Annotated in this window: 16 protein-coding genes; 10 read left to right on the top strand and 6 right to left on the bottom strand. The window is 59.7% G+C overall.

What is annotated here, in order from left to right; translation table 11 throughout:
* Positions 1 to 460 precede the first annotated feature (460 nt).
* The 9 genes from BJP06_RS00205 (at position 461) to BJP06_RS00165 (ending at position 11384) form a co-directional block, all read left to right on the top strand.
* Positions 461 to 1615, top strand: coding sequence for an AAA family ATPase (locus tag BJP06_RS00205; RefSeq protein ID WP_071572433.1), 1155 nt, complete (start codon positions 461 to 463; stop codon positions 1613 to 1615).
* Between the two features lie 148 nt (positions 1616 to 1763).
* Complete coding sequence (locus tag BJP06_RS00200; RefSeq protein ID WP_255365760.1) at positions 1764 to 1946, top strand: DUF4177 domain-containing protein; 183 nt, start codon at positions 1764 to 1766, stop codon at positions 1944 to 1946.
* Between the two features lie 142 nt (positions 1947 to 2088).
* The gene (locus tag BJP06_RS00195) at positions 2089 to 2463 is read left to right on the top strand and encodes an iron chaperone (protein ID WP_083329558.1); all 375 of its coding nucleotides are present in this window, start codon (positions 2089 to 2091) and stop codon (positions 2461 to 2463) included.
* A gap of 152 nt (positions 2464 to 2615) precedes the next feature.
* Entirely contained in the window at positions 2616 to 4091 is a 1476-nt protein-coding gene (locus tag BJP06_RS00190) for a DUF3375 domain-containing protein (protein WP_083433136.1), read from the top strand.
* Positions 4092 to 4103: 12 nt separating this feature from the next.
* Positions 4104 to 4703 (top strand): DUF4194 domain-containing protein, encoded by a 600-nt coding sequence (locus tag BJP06_RS00185; protein WP_070976492.1) that lies wholly within the window; start codon positions 4104 to 4106, stop codon positions 4701 to 4703.
* Entirely contained in the window at positions 4700 to 8083 is a 3384-nt protein-coding gene (locus tag BJP06_RS00180) for an ATP-binding protein (RefSeq protein WP_071572431.1), read from the top strand. The genes BJP06_RS00185 and BJP06_RS00180 overlap by 4 nt, the downstream gene beginning before the upstream one ends.
* Positions 8080 to 9177 (top strand): Wadjet anti-phage system protein JetD domain-containing protein, encoded by a 1098-nt coding sequence (locus BJP06_RS00175; protein ID WP_071572429.1) that lies wholly within the window; start codon positions 8080 to 8082, stop codon positions 9175 to 9177. The genes BJP06_RS00180 and BJP06_RS00175 overlap by 4 nt, the downstream gene beginning before the upstream one ends.
* A gap of 143 nt (positions 9178 to 9320) precedes the next feature.
* On the top strand, positions 9321 to 10505 hold the full coding sequence (locus BJP06_RS00170; RefSeq protein WP_071572428.1) for an ATP-binding protein: 1185 nt from the start codon (positions 9321 to 9323) through the stop codon (positions 10503 to 10505).
* 33 nt (positions 10506 to 10538) lie between these two features.
* A complete protein-coding gene (locus tag BJP06_RS00165) occupies positions 10539 to 11384 on the top strand; it encodes a polysaccharide deacetylase family protein (protein WP_071572426.1) in 846 nt (281 codons plus the stop codon).
* Here BJP06_RS00165 and BJP06_RS00160 read toward each other — a convergent pair.
* The 3 genes from BJP06_RS00160 to BJP06_RS00150 are packed head-to-tail and all read right to left on the bottom strand — an operon-like array spanning position 11381 to position 13712.
* Positions 11381 to 12601, bottom strand: coding sequence for a cutinase family protein (locus BJP06_RS00160; RefSeq protein ID WP_071572425.1), 1221 nt, complete (start codon positions 12599 to 12601; stop codon positions 11381 to 11383). The two genes, BJP06_RS00165 and BJP06_RS00160, sit on opposite strands and share 4 nt — an antisense overlap.
* Entirely contained in the window at positions 12598 to 13185 is a 588-nt protein-coding gene (locus tag BJP06_RS00155; RefSeq protein ID WP_071572423.1) for a glycoside hydrolase family 25 protein, read from the bottom strand. The genes BJP06_RS00160 and BJP06_RS00155 overlap by 4 nt, the downstream gene beginning before the upstream one ends.
* Positions 13185 to 13712, bottom strand: coding sequence for an NUDIX domain-containing protein (locus tag BJP06_RS00150; protein ID WP_071572421.1), 528 nt, complete (start codon positions 13710 to 13712; stop codon positions 13185 to 13187). The genes BJP06_RS00155 and BJP06_RS00150 overlap by 1 nt, the downstream gene beginning before the upstream one ends.
* A 33-nt stretch (positions 13713 to 13745) precedes the next feature.
* On the opposite strand from BJP06_RS00150, the gene BJP06_RS00145 reads away from it, so the two are divergent.
* Positions 13746 to 14474, top strand: a complete 729-nt coding sequence (locus BJP06_RS00145) for a hypothetical protein (protein WP_071572419.1) — start codon at positions 13746 to 13748, stop codon at positions 14472 to 14474.
* Between the two features lies 1 nt (position 14475).
* Here the strand turns inward: BJP06_RS00145 and BJP06_RS00140 are convergent, their stop codons facing one another.
* From BJP06_RS00140 to thrC, 3 genes are read right to left on the bottom strand one after another with little or no spacing between them, the layout of a single operon-like run.
* The gene (locus tag BJP06_RS00140; protein ID WP_143110507.1) at positions 14476 to 15501 is read right to left on the bottom strand and encodes a trypsin-like serine protease; all 1026 of its coding nucleotides are present in this window, start codon (positions 15499 to 15501) and stop codon (positions 14476 to 14478) included.
* The gene (locus BJP06_RS11995; RefSeq protein ID WP_168156175.1) at positions 15491 to 15634 is read right to left on the bottom strand and encodes a hypothetical protein; all 144 of its coding nucleotides are present in this window, start codon (positions 15632 to 15634) and stop codon (positions 15491 to 15493) included. Before BJP06_RS11995 ends, BJP06_RS00140 begins: the two co-directional genes overlap by 11 nt.
* Positions 15635 to 15637: 3 nt before the next feature.
* A complete protein-coding gene (gene thrC / locus BJP06_RS00135; protein ID WP_071572650.1) occupies positions 15638 to 17083 on the bottom strand; it encodes a threonine synthase in 1446 nt (481 codons plus the stop codon).
* Between the last annotated feature and the right edge of the window lie 60 nt (positions 17084 to 17143).

The raw sequence follows: 17143 nt of genomic DNA, 5'->3' as shown, positions 1-17143 counted from the left end.
CCTGGCCTCTTGCCCACGGTTTCCGTCACGGTTGCCGTGGGTTTTTCTTTGTCTTCTTCCTGTGCAGCGGACTTTTGCACCACATTTCCTCACGCGAAATCGGCGACCTGCGCATTTGCCGACGTCCCCTTCCCAAACCCAGGAATCTGGTGCGGGCCGCTTCGTGCCAGTGCCAAAAGACACAACACATAACATCTAGCCCTTTTGTGACCTGCGGGAACGTGGAGGTCGAAGTTCAAACTTGCGTCCCTTGTCACTGCATCTCAGGCCAGGACACCAAATTTCCCATTTCTCCCAGAAAAACTTGAGTATTTCCCCAGGTGGCCGAAGTCCGCGGACGGATTGTGGTGCACAGCTCACTCGCAAGAACCAGCGACATCCCCGCTATACATAACTCCACACAAATTACACATCTCCACACAAACCACACATCTCCACACAAGAGCGCTAATGTGTAACTATGACGACCACGCAAAACCCTTTCCGTGCTTCGCGTGGGACGAGCCCGCCACTCCTAGTCGGCCGCGACGAAGTAATCGATGACTTCAGACTCGGGCTTGAAGAAGGACCAGGTGCACACGAACGCATCTCACTCCTCGTTGGCGCACGAGGTATTGGAAAAACAGCCCTACTCAACGAGTTAGAAGACACCGCAATAAACGCTGGGTGGCTAACGTTTTCCGAAACGGCGACTGAGGGGTTCGTCGATAAGTTGAGAGACCAGCTTACAGAGTTTCTCGAGAGCGATGCGCCGACCCGAACCTCTTTTCAAGTTGGTCCGAGCGCTTTGCGCCTCAAGCATGAGTTCGAACGGCCTGCCCAAAGGCCACGTTCACTCCGTACTCTACTCACGGAGGTCCTTGACACGCTCGCGAACCACAACAGGTTTAACCGTTCTGCCAATGGTGTCTTAATTACGGTCGATGAGCTTCATTTCGTACATCATGATGAAATTGTTGAGTTCGCGACGGCTATTCAACACCTCGTTCGAGAAAACAGGGAAATCGCCGTGGTAATGGCCGGTATTCCAAGTTCGGTGAGACCTCTGCTTGCCAGTGACGAAGGGCGCAATCCAATCACTTTCTTAAGGCGTGCAAACCGCGTGGATCTCGGCCGACTCAGAGGTACAGAGGTCCGTGAGGGGCTCACAGTTCCCGTCCAACAGGCCGGACGCTCGTGGGACGAGGGAGCCCTCGCGACTGCTGTACAAGCTACTGGAGGCTATCCGTTCATGATCCAGTTGATTGGCAACTTCGCTTGGCGCTTTGAATCCTCTGACACAATTCAATTGGAGGCTACGGAGAAGGCGATTACTCGTGCACGGAAGAAACTCGGGCAACTTGTTCATGAACCAGCGCTCAACGATCTTTCTGCGGAGGATCGTAGGTTCCTTGCTGCAATGTCGCTCGATGATGGTGCCTCGAAAATCAGCGATGTCGCCAGCCGTCTCGAAGTGAGCGAACAACAAGCGTACAACTATCGACGCCGCCTTAGCGAAGCCGACTTAATCACTTACGACCGCGGCACCGCAGACTTCGCTCTCCCCTATCTGCGCGAGTACCTTCGCACCCATGTGGTCGCAGATATTCTTCGTCTGCCCGAGTTCGATGCCTAATTACCGGGATCGCTTTGATTTCTTAGAACGAAGGCTTGTTATGTGAAGCTGTGTTCTCCGGCGCTCGGATACCCCCCGAAATGCCTAAAACTCACGAGCTAATCACATTAGGATTACGTGCACGAATCCAACCTACGTTGTACTGCAAGTGGTGCTCAAAGAAAAGCTCATGGGCACTGCCTCCAGAAGTCCTTCCGAACTCGAAGACGTCATCAACACCCAGTGCGCGAAAGGCTATCGCCTGCACACCATCACCACCACCTCATCTGGCAGTAAAGGACTGCTCGGAGGCGACCGCGTGCAGGCAACCCTGGTATTTGAAAGCCTGTAGGTAAGCACGCGTCGGGTACTCCCGTGACGCAGCGGTCTCTTGGATTGGGATTGTGTAGCAGGCTGCCTGCCTGACCCTGCTTGGGTGGTTGCTGGGCGGACTTGTGTCGTGCACGGCACTGCTATCGCCTATGTTGGGTCTGGTGGCGCTGAAAACACTTGACGAATTTCTAGCAACCGTTCCCGAAGGTGACAAGCGCGCCCGGATGACCGACGTCATCGACTGGGTGCACAGCAACTACCCGGATCTTGAGCTACAGATCAAATGGAGCCAGCCGATGTTTACGCTCGGCGGCACGTATATCGTTGGGTTTTCGGTGGCGTCGAAACACATGGCCATCGCACCTGAGCAAGCAACGATCACGCATTTCCAGCCAGAGCTCGAAGCCCTGGGCGCAGACTTCACGAAGAATATCATCCGCCAGCCTTGGGGCTCCCCTTTCAACTTCGAGCTGCTCGGCGAGCTCATTGACTACCAGATTGCCACCAAGCGTGGCATGACCAGCTTCTGGAGGTAGCACTTTCCGCTGGTCGTTCTCGCTCCGGCAAGCACTTCAATCGAATCTCCTTTCTAATGTTGGTTGGTTACGTACGCCAACGCCTCTTTTATGTCGGACCCCGTCTCTAAGATCGGGCCTAGTAGATGATCCAGCAGTATGGAGAATTGCACATGACCCGAGCTCAGTCGCTGGCCGATGTTTTTACCCTCTCACGTCTCGCCAAGCAGTCCCCTGCCTGGACGCTGCTGCGCGCGCATAATGCTCCGACTATCCTCACGGTGCTCAGCGCAGTGTTTAAGGGTGAGGATAAACCCATTGCCGGCCAGGACTTCATCTCCGCTGTCGAGCCCCTGCTTGCTGACATCCGAGAGCAAACAGACGAGGAACTACCCAAGGCTGCAACCGCGTACGTGAATGATTGGGTGAAGGCCGGGTACCTGGTTCGTCGCAGTCCGAAAGAGCTGCACGATGAAACATATGAGCTTTCCCCGGATGCGCACTCGGCGCTGGACTATGCGATGCATCTGATTAACCCCCAGCACACGGTCACGAAGTCCCGCCTGGGCACGTTGATGGCGTCACTGTATTCGCTAGCTGCAGAGACTGACCCGGACGAGGCCACTGCGATCGCACGATTGGAAGCCCAGCGTGATAGCTTGCAGCGTCAGATCGACGCGATTAGTCAGCACGGAGTCAACGTTCTCGCCGATGCCGAAGCTGTGGAACGAGCACGCGAGATTCTCAATCTAGTCAGTGACTTGCCTGCCGATTTTGCACGTGTACAGGCTGAGGTGGAGAAAGTAAACGTAGAGCTGCGTCAATCCATCGTGGAGAATGAGCGCAGCGCCGCAGACGTGTTGGACAACGTGTTCCGGGGCGTAGACCTCATCAACGAGTCAGATGCAGGCAAGGCATTCGGCGGATTCTATGACTTGTTCTTGGATCCGGAGCAATCCCATCGTTTCGACGCCACACTGGAAGCGGTCATGTCGCGCGATTTCGTGACCAAGCTGACTCCCGAGGAGCGCCTCCAGCTGCACCTGCTCATGAGCACGCTCGACGCCTCCTCCGGGCAAGTGCATGATTCCATGACCAGCCTATCGAGGTCACTGCGGCGCTTCGTACAGTCGAGGGAAGCCGAGTCCCAACAAGCACTCACGAAAGCAATTAATGACGCCAACGCATGTGCTCTACAAGTTGCGCGCGCCGACGCAGCCCCCGGGCAACACGTCTACCTTGAGCTGGAGCTGAGCACACACCAGGCAAAGTCCGTCTCTAGTTGGAAGTTGTGGGACCCGCTGGATTACCGAATCGAGACCGCGGTAGAAGAGGCTGAGATCGGGGAGATAGACCTCGAGGAGCTGCGCCGACAGATCAGAGAATCGGAGATTGACTGGCAGGAGCTCACCGATGCCATTAACGCGTCCGTTCACCGCCGTGGTGTAGCCACGTTGAGCGAGGTCCTGCAGGATCACCCTGCCACACAAGGAGTCGCCAGCGTAGTAGGCGTCATTGTGTTGGCAGAAAAACATGGTCGGCGGACTGAAGGCAGTGAACTCCTGAGGTGGACGTCGATTAGTGGACACCCTTGGCAAGCCCGCTTCCCTACTCATGTCTTTGACCAGTCTCTCGAAGGAACCAACTAAGAGGAAACCACCATGCATGACAATGAATCCACCACTCTGTACGAGGGCGACACCGGAACGCTCACTTCCGGCCAGCGCAGGGCCCTCGCGGAGCTCATCCGCGGCCCGTATGTGTCGATGCTGACCTCACCGGAGATTTTTAGCATCGTCTCCTCCTCGCGGGAAGTGCTAGCGCAACAGCTCGACAACTTGTTCTTGACCTTGATTATCGACGACAATGCCGGCGTTGCCTATACGAAGACGTGGGAAGCTGATCACCCTGATAAACGTGCGATGCTGCGCACACTGCCGCTGAAGTTTGTCGACACTGTCGTACTGCTGCATCTGCGCAAAGCACTGATCCACACCAACCCCAATGAACGCACCATCGTAGATGAAAACGAAGTCTTCGAAGCCACGCTTCCGTATCAAGCTGCAGAGGGCACTGACCACACGAAACAGCGCAAACGGTTCGATGCTGCATGGAATAAGTTCAAGAAGAACTCCATCGTGGTGAAGACCCCGACGACTGGCCGCTACGAAGTTTCACCGGTGCTGCGAATCCTCTTTTCTGCCGAAGAAATTGCTGCAGTTACCGCAAGCTACCAACAGGTTCTGGAGGACAACGCATGACTGATCTGATCGCAGGCCAATTCCGGTTATCACGCATCCAGGTGTACAACTGGGGAACGTTTAACAACCTGCACACAGTAGACGTTGCACGCAAGGGATTCCTCATCACAGGTGCGTCCGGTTCGGGTAAATCGACACTCATCGATGCTGTATCGACGATCTTGGTCCCTCCAATAAAGCGGAAATTCAACGCGGCTGCTTCCGACACTGCGAAAGCTTCAGGCCGCGACCTCATTACTTATTGCCGTGGTGCGTGGCGTCGGGAACACTCCGTAGAGGTCGACGAGCTCACCCGTTCATTCCTACGAACAGGCGCTACGTGGTCAGGCGTGAATCTCACCTATTCAGACGGCGCTGGTCGAGAAGTCAGTGCGGTCTACCTGATGTATCTGAGTGCCAACGCCCATGTTGCTGCCGACGTGAAGAACTTATTCTTGGCGCTGCCAGGGCAAGTGAACCTAGCGGACTTCGAACCCATTGCTGTACAGGAGGCCGATATCGGCCTGGCCAAGCGCACCTACAAAGATGCCTTCGCAATCAACCGAAGCCATCGTCCGTTTATCGCCGCACTGAGAAAACAGCTGGGGATTCCTGACGATGGTGCTTTGGCATTGCTGCACCGCACCCAGTCCGCAAAGACTCTCGGGGACTTGAACCACCTGATGCGCACCTTCATGCTGCCCGAACCGGAAACCTTTGCCGTCGCGGAAACCGCAGCGACTATGTTCACCGAGCTCAAGTCCGCGCACTCGACAGTACTTACTGCCCGTGATCAGATTGCGCACTTGGTTCCCATGCGCGAATCCATCAATGAAGCGACTCAGCTTCTCGGCCAGCTCGATGAGGCCGACGCAGATAAAGCTGGGCTCGAGCGGTTCATCGCTGAGAAACGAGCGAGCTTCGCCCAAGAAGACGTCGAGCAGCTGAACGCACAAAAAGATGCGGTGGAGGACGAGCGGACCCAAGTGGAAGCAATCCTCGATAGCCTCAATACCGAGAAGGATTCGCTTCACGCCCAGATCCATGGCACTGGTGACACAGGCATTCAAGCAGCACAAAATCAACGAGACAATGCCAAACTTCGCCTGCAGGCTGTGCAACAGCAGGCCGGAGTCTACGAAGGCCTGCTTGATCGCTTAGGCGACGGCACCGGAATCCCGACGACGAGCGAACAATTTTCACTCGTCCGGGATTCGCTACGCCGCGAGGCCGGAGACATTCGCGACGAGGTAGCTACCCAAGAACAACGCCGTGAGGTGATCTACCCGCAGATTGATGAAACTGACAAAGCCATCGCGCGGGCAAGTGATGAGCTTCAAATTATCCGCAAGTATCGCTCTTCCATGGATGCGCGCCTGCTCCGCGCCCGCCAGCGAATTGCAGATATCACTGGCATCGCGCTCAAAGAGCTCCCGTTCGTGGCCGATGAAATCTATATGCACCCAGATCACCTTGAGTGGCAACCGGCTGCTGAACGCATAGTGGGCGGGTTCGCCAGGACGTTGATCGTCCCAGAAGAGCATTATCAAGCTGTGAGTAAGGCTGTGGATTCCACACACCTCGATGCCCGGCTTGATTACGTGCGGGTAACCTCATCGATGGAGCACTCGACGCCACGCCCGTTTGTACAAGGTTCTCTTGGCACAAAACTGTTCGTGCGCAGCGGCCGCTTTCATGACTGGCTACAATCCCAGCTCTCGGATCGATTCGACCATGCCTGTGTACAAACGCTTGACGAGTTCCGGTCAGCTTCCAAAGCCGTAACACTCAATGGTCAGGTCAAGAATAAAACTCGGCATACAAAAGACGACCGTCGGCGCATTGACGATCGTTCTCGCTGGGTGTTGTCTGGCAACGTCGACGATAAGATCGACGAGCTCACCAATATCATCGTGCGAAAGAAATCCGAGCTCCAGCAGCTCAAGGAACAGCGCACCCGGTTTGAGGCACACGTTAAGCGCCTGGAGCGCCGCGTGGGCATCTGCGAACGCCTGCTAGAGACCGAGGATTTCTCTGCTATCGACGTCCCCTCTGCTGAAAACAGCCTCAACGTCGCGCAAGCAGCGCTCGACCGCCTCGTTGATGGGAACCAGGAACTGGCCCAACTGCGCAAAGAACTCGAGGTTATTGCGCAACGGATCAACGACTGTTCTTCGCGCGTGACGGACCTCAACCAGCGAATTGGCGGCCTTAGCAGCCAGCTTCAGCGAGCCGAACAAGAGTATGCCCAGGCACAGCACGTCTTGGACGAAACCGAGCCGCTGGACTCGAGTGTTATCCAACGGCTCGCAGCACGCCTTGATCGCCACACTCGACGCGCCCAACGCTCAAACATCGATGAGCTTCAACGAACCTTGCAGGAAGAACTGAATAAACAAATCTCTGGTCTGCAATCAACAATCGTTCGCCTGGAAAACACCGTTCGCACTGCGATGGAGAAATACGTGGATAGGTGGCCGGAGCGTCGCGGGGATCTCCACCCTGACCTGCAATGGCGTGGGGACTTTCTCGCCGAGCTGGACCGCCTGGAAGACGATGACCTCCCCCGCTTTGAAGCTGACTTCCGGGAGCTGCTGCGTGAACAAACCGACCGTCACTTGGGTCGACTGCGGCGTTTACTCTCAGAAGCCACCGCGAAAACCCGCAGCTCCATCGTGCCTGTCAACGAATCCTTGTCCGAAGTCAGCTTCTACGGCCCAAACTTCCTCCAGATCGAGGTCAAAGAGTCCCAGCCCGCTGAGGCTCGCCAGTTCATCGCAAAACTCAACGACGCGCTGGAAGGGTCCCTGCACGACGACGACCAGGCAGCTAGCGAAGCTCGTTTTTCCAAACTCAAGGCAGTCATCGATGACATCACCGTGAACGACACAACGACTGTCCGGCAGCGCATCCAGCGTCTAGATACCCGCGAACACGTGAAATTTCTTGGAGTGGAAATCACTCCGGACGGTGAGCGAGGCGCCGTCTACGACTCCGCGGAAGGGCTTTCAGGCGGGCAAGCACAAAAGCTATCCTCGTTCTGCCTGGCTGCTGCGCTGCGCTACCGCCTGACTGGAATTGGAACAACCACCGCGCAGGCAAAGCGTGCCACGGTGGTGCATGACGGGGCGACCTATCCCAAGTTCGGCTCAGTCATTTTGGACGAGGCTTTCGACCGTGCCGACGCGGAGTTCACTCGTGCCGCGATGGAAGCTTTCCATCGATTCGGCTTCCACATGATTTTGGCCACCCCGCTCAAGCTCCTCCAAACCGTGGAAGACTACATCGGCGGCATCCTTAAGGTCGACTGCCCGGACCGTAAGCATTCCCGCACCGCGCAGTTGAAGTTCGAGGAAGTCGCGGCATCACTCTCCCCTGCTGCAGAAGAGGACGAACAGTGAAGTATCCGCCTGACGTACACAAGCGAGCTTTGACATTTTATAGGCGCAACCACCGCAGCTGGTTAGCCGGTGAATTCAGCCCACTACGCATCAGCTTGAGCCCACCCACTGCTGCAGAAGTTTCCAAAAACGACGGCTCCCGAGTACGCGAGTGGCTTTCTACCTGGGAACGGCATTGGTTAGACCCTGAGACCACAGTCAAACGCCTGGACGTCTACGGCACCCACACGGTCCCGTCGGCAGTAGTCCTGTCTTCCCCTGTGGTGGCCGCTCGCGCTGCAGGCAAGCTGAAGGAATGGCAACGAATAAATGCCTTGGTGGACCGCTTTGAGACGACACTTGGCACGCACGTACGGGCCCCGCTGGCGCTACGACTAAAAGCGTGGAAGGAGTTCGACGACACAACAGCGACGCAGTTCATCGACACGGTCACCTGGATCAATGCAAACGACACCTCACGCTTCTACGAGCGGGAGCTTCCGATTCGCGGTATCGATAGTAAATGGATAGCCCAGTACCGCTCCCTCATCGAGTCGCTCACAGGACCGCTGAAATTCAAACAGGCCCCTGCCATGATGGACATGCGCAGCCTCGACCCATCTTGCGATCTCTTCGGGCTCCATCGAGTCTGCTGTGAGCTCGATGAGGTCCGTCACCACCAGTTACCAGGGTCACGAGCCATCATCGTAGAGAACTACCAGACCTATATAGCTCTGCCGGAAATGCCGGACACCATTGCGATCTATGGGCAGGGAATGAACGCGATTTCGCTTTCCCGCGACGCCACCTGGCTTCACGACAGGGAGGTCTTGTACTGGGGAGATTTAGACTCCAACGGTTTCTACATTCTCGACCATGTACGAATGAACCTCCCCCGCACACGGTCAGTACTCATGGACCTCGCAACCGCCCGCGCGCATGCCGCGTACGGCGTAGAAGAGACTACTTCCAAACGCTTCGAACCCATCACGCTCAGCGACGATGAGCAAGCCACGCTTGAATTCCTTCATACCCATGCGGACAACACGTGGTTGCGAATCGAACAAGAAAGGATTGGTTTTGACTGGGCTCAGCGCGCGTTGCAACAGATGTAGGCCGATTCCACCGACGACACCACTACCACCACGACCAGCGATAACAGTCAACATGTTAGGGATTTGGTAAGTCGCACTTTAGGGATTTGGTAGATTGCACTTTAGGGATTTGGTAAGTCGCACTTTAGGGATTTGGTGAAATAGTGTTCATTCCGAGGGAATTGGGACAGCATCTTGAGCAACTGGCTTCGTGGTTTCCGATCGTGAGCGTGACCGGACCACGGCAAAGCGGAAAATCGACGTTGATTCGTGAACAGTTCCCTGATTTCACCTATCTCAATCTCGAAGACCCAACGCTACGCGCGTTAGCCACCGAGGATCCCACGGGCTTTATCCATGATCGTGGCTCTGCCCTCATCATCGACGAGGCCCAGTATGCGCCCGAGCTTTTCTCGGCCCTGCAGGTTATTTCAGACGAACAGGGCACACCGGGACAATACGTGCTTTCCGGCTCGCAGAACTTCCTCCTCATGGAGAAGATCTCGCAAAGTCTAGCCGGAAGAGTCGGCATCACCCACCTGCTTCCACTCTCTTTCCGGGAGGCACTCACCGCACGACCCGACACGAGCGCTGAAGATTTCATGGTTCACGGTGGGTATCCGCGCCTTTATCAAGTAGATATGCCACCAGAGATCTACTACCAGAACTACCTCCGCACATACGTCGAACGAGACGTCACACAGTTACTCAATGTTCAGAACACGGACGCCTTCCAAATGATGATGAAACTGATGGCCCTTAATGCCGGCAACCTCATCAACTACACTGGACTGGCTCGCGAACTCGGCGTCGCGTTTGCGACCGTGAAGAACTGGGTAAGCATCCTGGAATCCAGCTTCATCGTGTTCACACTGCGTCCTTTTCACACCAATTCCCGCAAGACGCTGACGAAGACCCCTAAGTTGTACTTTTACGACACTGGACTGCTCTGCCACCTCCTGGGTATCCGCACAAAAGTAGACCTCGTGAACTCCCCGGCTTTCGGCGCGGTGATGGAGAACCTCATCGTGGCAGAAACAGCCAAGTGCTACCACCACCAAGGGATAGCCCCTGACCTGTATTTCTATCGCGATGACAGCAAGATTGAAGTGGATCTCCTCGACATGGCGCACGAGCCACGCGCTGTTGAAATAAAATCCTCCGCAACGTTTCGCTCGCGCCACGGGAGAAACCTCGCCACGGTTGGCAGCCAGTTGGACATTGACCCGACGCAGCGCTGGGTGGTCTACCGTGGCGAGCACGGCCAACAATTGGAAGAGTTCAAGGTGGTGCCCGTTGTCGAGTACCTGCGTCAGGATTTCGCGAGTCCTTCAAACCGGGTACTCTGACACGCGTACTAACTCTGGATGGTGGTGTAAGCAATGCGCAAAGTCGTATCCACGCTCGTTGCGGTGGCGGTACTGTTCACAGCACCGCACGCGGCCGCGAACCCGCTCGCGGGCAGCTCACAGGCGTTCTCGCAGTCCAGTTCCCAGGCTGGTGAGGAGCTCCGCACGGCTATCTACCGGGCACTGCCTCCGCAGGCGCGCAGCCATCCGTGGGCGCAGCAGCTTGCTCCGGCACCTGCGCCTAGCGCGCCGACGCCTGCACAGGATCAACCTGCGGACTGTTCCAACTGTGTGGCCGTCACGTTCGACGACGGTCCGGCTGCCTCCACGAATCAGGTGTTGGATATCCTGGCGCGCAAGCACGCCACGGCGTCGTTTTTCGTGTTGACGCCGAAGGTGCGCGCAAACCCGGGCGCCGTGCAGCGGATGCGGGCAGCAGGCCACACAGTGGGCAGTCATACTGTCACGCACCGCGACTTGACGAAGCTTTCGCAGCCGGAGGTGCGTCGTGAAGTGGAGGAGGGCTCCCGCGCGATTGCTGATGCCACTGGTGCTTCCCCGCGGTTTGTCCGCCCACCGTATGGGGCGCTCAACGCGACCGTGTCCGAGGCGGCGCGGGTGCAGGGGCAGGCGGTGGTCTTGTGGGACGTCGATACGCTGGATTGGAAGCACCGCGACCCGGCGCGGACGTGCAAGACTGCGGTTGACCAGGCGCGGTCCGGGTCGATCGTGTTGATGCACGACATCCACCCGACGACGGCCCAAGCCGTGGAGTGCGTGATCGACGGGCTGCGGGCGAAGGGGCTGCGGCCGGCGAGCTTGGATCAGATGGTGCCGCATCCGGTGCCCGGCAAGACGTACACCACAAGGAACAGTTAGCTCGCCTGCATCCGGGCGACCATGTCGTGGGCGATCCACGACTCTACTGACTCACCGTCGATGGTCCAGGCCGGGTGGTCGCCGCCTTCGAAGTAGGCCAGGTGGTGGGGCATCATGTTCATCACGTGCGGGATGAGGTCGATCAGTGGCATCGGGATCTGAGGAACGCCTAGCCCGGCGGTCATCGGCAGCAGTTCCTGCGCGGCCACGTGGAGCAGCACTCCCAACCCCGTGATGTCCTCACCCAAAAACGGCGGTGTCTCCCCCGCATATTCCTGTACTACATGAGACACGGCAGCCAGTTCCCACGCCAGTGCAAGCAGCGTAGCGATGGGGTTGTGCCCAAAGTCCTTGAAGCCACGCCCGGCAAGTTTGTGCAGCGGGGCTGCGGCGGGCTGGGCGAGGCGCACGCCGACGCGCTGCGCCAACCCGTCGTGCTGCGTGGCGCAGGCGAGGTCGTTGCTGTGGCAAAACGTGAGTACCTCAGCCTCAGCGTCGTGGAAGCTGGTGCGGCGTGGCCCGGTGAGACCCGAGACGTCGCTAGCAAGGCGTACGCCGTCGAGCGGGATGAGGATTTCGCCGTTCTCGCCGCGGACGCCACGCGCGCCGGTGACTGTTTCCGCCGTGTGGTAGGTGGTGCGGCTGCGCCCCGGATCCGCGATAAGGTAGGCCGCGACAAGGCTCGGGTCGGGGGACTCCGCCACGAGGTCCCCGAGCAGGCCAGCCCCTTGCGAAAACCCGAGGAACAACACCTTCGTGTCCGGGCATGCGTCGTGGAGCGTGGCGAGGTGCGTGCGCACCGCACGCTTGCCCGTATCTAGCGACGCCCCGTACGGCAGGGCCATGTTCGTCCTGGTCTCCCCCAGCGTGCCGAGCACGCCAACCGAGGCCGTGTACGGCACCTGCCAGGCAGACACGCTCTCGCCAGCCGCTTCGACGTCAGCGATCAGGGTCGAGCCAGGTCGCAGTCCGCGCACGTGCAGCGGGTCGTCGCCCTGGTTGGAGTCGCCGGTGCCGGCGGCAATCACAATCTCGAAATCGGTGCAGCGCTGCGGTGGGGCCGCGATGTTGCGCTCGTACGCCTCGAGCGGGGCCTCGGGCAAAGGCTCGCTATCGCCTTTCCCCAGCAACTGCGCCTGAGCTGGCGGTGCCACAGACGGGACCACAACGCACGCAGCGCACACCACGGCTGCCAACGCAGCGCGCACAGCGTTCATGCGACGTCCCTCCATGCGTTGAGGTCCACCGTGAATCCCCCGATGGTGCCGCGGGAAGTGTACTGCCACACCTCGGGGGTGCCCATGCCGAGCGGGGCTGGCCAGGCGTCGGCACCTGGAAATGCTGGCTCGTCGGAACCCCAGTCTGCGAGCCAGAGCGCACCGAACTGGGTGGGCCGGGCCAAGCGCATGTATCGGCGCCAGTACCAGGCATTCGTATAGACGCCAGCAACGCGCACCCCACGCCCCTGGAAGGTGTCGTAGGCGGAGCGGACGTCGGAAAGCGCGAGCCCGGCAGGGCTTTCCACGTCGAGCCACATCGGGCAATTCATGGCGCCGGGGGCGCGCTGGAGTACCTCGACGCTGGCCTCCACCTGCTCGGCCACGCTGGTTCCCTCGGAAGGGCTGCGCAGGAAGTGGTAGGTGGACACGTTGAGGTCGGCGGAGTGGGCGTCGACAAACAGGGTGGGGAACGCGTGGTCCTGGTAGGTGCCGTCGGTGGTGCGGATGATGGCGAAGTCGAGTGGGCAGGCGGTGAAGTCAAAGCCTGCCTGGTGCTCGGATACGTCGACGCCGAACCGCATTAGTTGCGCTTGCTAAAGCCCATGCGTGGCTGGAAGCCCTCGGGGCGCTTGCGCTGGGCGGCGGCGTCGCCGATGACGAGGCGCCACTTCGCGTCCGTGACCGGCATGTGGGATAGCGGGAACCAGCCGACGTCGATGGATTCGTCGTCACCGACGACGGGCTCCTGGGAGGGGTCGACGGCTTCGAGGCGGAGCTGCGTCGACATGTAGCTTGCGATGTCCCCATTGTCGTGGGTGACGGGGCCGATGGCGCCGACGCCGAGGATCGCAGCCGGAGTGGCCTTGATGCCGGTCTCTTCGAGCACCTCGCGCACCGCGGCGTCGTGGGCGTCCTCGCCTGGGTCGGCGATGCCGGTCACGGGCGTCCACTTCTCGTTGTCCGCGCGGCGGACGAGGAGCACTTCGGGGACTGCCCACGGGGTGTCCGCGGTGGAGTCCCGCAGCACGACGGCGCATACGGAGGGAACCCACATTGGGTCGGTTCCGATCTTTGTTCGGGTCTGCACGATGAACTCGGGTATAGGCATGGGTTCAAGTGTACTTCGGTTACTATTTACGGCATGTTGCACACCACCACTGATGACTCCGCACAGTCTGTCGCTTTGCTTCGCCGGGTGCCAACTGCACTGTTTGTGGCGGTGTACGGAGCGCTCGTGGTGGTGCTGGCCTCTCTGGCAGTCGCGTTGTACGCCTACCAGCACAACGCTCCGCAGGAGACTCGGCTGCAGCGCGAACTAGTGTTTCAGCCCGAGGCACCGCAGGCCGACATCGCGTCGATAGAAGCGAGCATCCGGCCGTACCTGATCGCGGATGCAGAGGTGCGCGAGGCGCATCGCGGCGCAGCGCTGCGCGGCGACATCACGGATACCGCGGTGCAAGACGTGGACTCGTTCGCGGGGCACCTCTCACGCCTGCTGCAGCAGAACTGCATCCCCGGCGTCGAGCTGCGCACGGGCAGCAACCTCAACGTGAGTTTTTGGGACTACTGCCACGAAGCGCCCGCACCAGAATCGATTGCGCAGCAAATGCGCCTCGCGCTGAGTTACGACGCCGACTTCGTCGGGTTCCTGCACTACCCGTTCGGACAGAAAGTCAAGGTAACGTGGATGAACGTGGCCGACGAGGCTGATCGCGACAGCCTCATCGCAATGTGGGAGGAAGTCGGCCTGCCCGACGGCTTCGTCGAGGTGATTTACCAGGCCTACGGAGCTGGCGAAGTGACCACTCTCGAGATTGATGACAAGGGCAAGCACGACTTGCAGACGAACCCGACGCCCGATACGCAGTAGCTCACCACTGCTGTTCGACCCACTGGGCGTCCGGCACGACGCGCTCGATGACGCTCAGAATTTGATCAACGTTGGAGTAGGACATCATGATCGGGTCCTCCATGCCTTCCCAGCACTCCTCTCCTGAACGGTCGGCTTCCGTCCCGGAGACCACGCCGATGATGGCGGCGCGCCCATTCACGTCTGCGAAGACGGGGCCGCCCGAGTCGCCGGAGGAGGCGCAGACGCCTGCGATGTCGCCGCGGGACTCACGTTGTTCTTCGTCGTCGTGGGCGGTCACGATCTGGACGCGGCTCGCGGCCTCGAAGTGGCCGCAGGTGTAGCCGGTCGTCCCGCCCGTTTTGCAGACACGGTCGACTGGGCCGATCTCGGCACCGACGCCTGTCGGGATCGGGTCGCCGACGAGTGGCACGGCGCGGTCCGTGTCGTAGATCTCGATAATGCCGACGTCGATGCGCTCCGCCTCTGGGTCCTCTACATCAGGGGTGTAAAGCCCGGAGTAGATAAACCTACCGACTTCCTGCGAGTAGTCGTTCGTGTCCGAGGCCCCTTTCGGCCACACCAGGTTGCCTTCACGCCCGCAGTGCCCGGCGGTGACGGCGTAGGAGCGGCCGTCGGCACCCGAGAACGTGAACGCGACGGTGCAGGACTGCGCGGTGAAGCGCTCCCCCGGCTCCGGGTAGTGGTCCGTGGACTGGATCAGGGAGCCCGGCGCCCACGGTGCGAACTCGGGCACCAGGATCCGGTTGCCCGTTGCCGCGGCAGGCGGTTGCTCCCCGGGTCGCTGGACGGCTTCCTGGGCTTGGCGCTCCTCGGCGGTGCGCGTGTCTATTTCAGAGGTGTGCAGGCCCAGCCACACCACCATCCCGACCAAGCACAGCGCGGTGACGATGACGGTAAACCACGCGGCACCACCTAGCCCGCGACGAGGCGCCGGCTGCCCTACTGGGGCGACCGGCTCCGGGAACGTCCACTGTTGCCCGTTTTCGGGCTGGTATTTTTTGGCGAGGTCGCCGCTACTGCTCATCGCCCGCTTCATCGTCAGCGAAGGCGGGGTCGCCCTTGGCAGCTTCTTCCTTCTGAATCTTCATGTCTCGGATGAACTTCTCGGGGTCGAACTCGGTGAAGTACTCCGGGCCTGCGAACTGTTCCTGTGCCATGTGCTACTTCCCTTCGATGGAGTCTTGGATAAAGGCTTTCACGGCGTCGGCGTCATTCGGCAATTCGGTGACGTGCCGTGGTTGGTCCATGATGCCACGGAAGCGCTCAGGCACCTCCGGCTGGGTGCCGGTGGCCTCGACGATGGTCTCGGCGAACTTCACCGGCAGCGCGGTCTCCAGCACGACGACAGGAGTGTTGACGTCACCGCTGACAGCACGAGCGGCGTGGACACCGTCGGCGGTGTGCGGGTCAATCAGCACGCCGGAGCGCTCCTGGACCTCGCGAATGGTCGCCACGCGGTCAGCGTGGGTGGACGAGGAGGAACAGAAGCCGAACGCGTCGCGGATGCGGGCCAGGACGTCTGCGCCGCCGAAGTCCTCGGCGTCGAAGCCGCCGTTGTTCACCTTGGTGCCGAAGAGCTCGCCGGTCAGCGCGGCGTCTCGCCCGACGGCGTCGAACATCATGCGCTCGAAGTTCGACGCCTTCGAGATATCCATGGACGGCGAGGACGTCGCCTGGGTCTCTGCCGCGCTGCGCGGGCGGTACTGGCCGGTGCGGAAGAACTCGTCGAGGACGTCGTTCTCGTTGGTAGCCACGATCAGGCGGTCAACGGGCAGGCCCATCCGCTTGGTGATGTAGCCCGCGCACACGTCGCCGAAGTTGCCGGTTGGCACCGAGAAGCTCACCTTCTGCGAGTTGTTCTCGGTCACGCGCAGGTAGGTGAAGATGTAGTAGACCGTCTGGGCCAACAGGCGTGCCCAGTTAATGGAGTTGACGGCGCCGATGGCGTACTTCGCCTTAAAGTCGGCGTCGCCGTTGACGGCCTTGACCACATCCTGGCAGTCGTCGAAGACGCCGTCGAGGGCGATGTTGAAGATGTTCGGATCGTCCAGGCCAAACATCTGGGCCTGCTGGAATGGCGTCATCCTGCCAGCTGGGGTGAGCATAAACACGCGGATGTTATCGCGGCCGCGCATCGCGTACTCGGCAGAGGAACCGGTATCGCCGCTGGTAGCGCCCAGGATGTTCAGGTGGCGGCCGCGGCGGCCAAGCTCGTACTCGAAGAGCTCGCCGAGCAGCTGCATCGCCATATCCTTAAACGCCGCGGTTGGCCCCTCGGAGAGGTGTGCCAGCCACAGGTCGTCCTCGAGTTTGGTTACGGGGACGATGGCGGCGTCGTTAAATACGGGGGTGCGGTAGGCGCGGGCGGTGATCGCTTCGATGTCGGCGTGCGGGATGTCGTCGATAAAGAGCTTGAGCACCTCGGCGGCGAGTGCCGCGTACCCGCGCTCGGCGAGCAGCGTGCGCCAGCTGTCGAGCTGCTCGGGAGTCAGCTGCGGGTACTCCACGGGAAGGAACAAGCCGCCATCCGGGCTTAAGCCCGTGAGCAGGATGTCGGTGAACTTGTAGGTTGTGCCTGCGGTATCGCGCGTTGAAATGTAATCCACGGTTGCACAGTCTACGTGACGCACCGGACCCGCATGCCGGATTGCCTAACCGAGGGAGTA

This window comes from Corynebacterium sp. NML120713 (assembly GCF_001875735.1).
GTDB lineage: Bacteria > Actinomycetota > Actinomycetes > Mycobacteriales > Mycobacteriaceae > Corynebacterium > Corynebacterium pseudogenitalium.
This window is presented reverse-complemented; position numbering and strand designations above follow the sequence as displayed.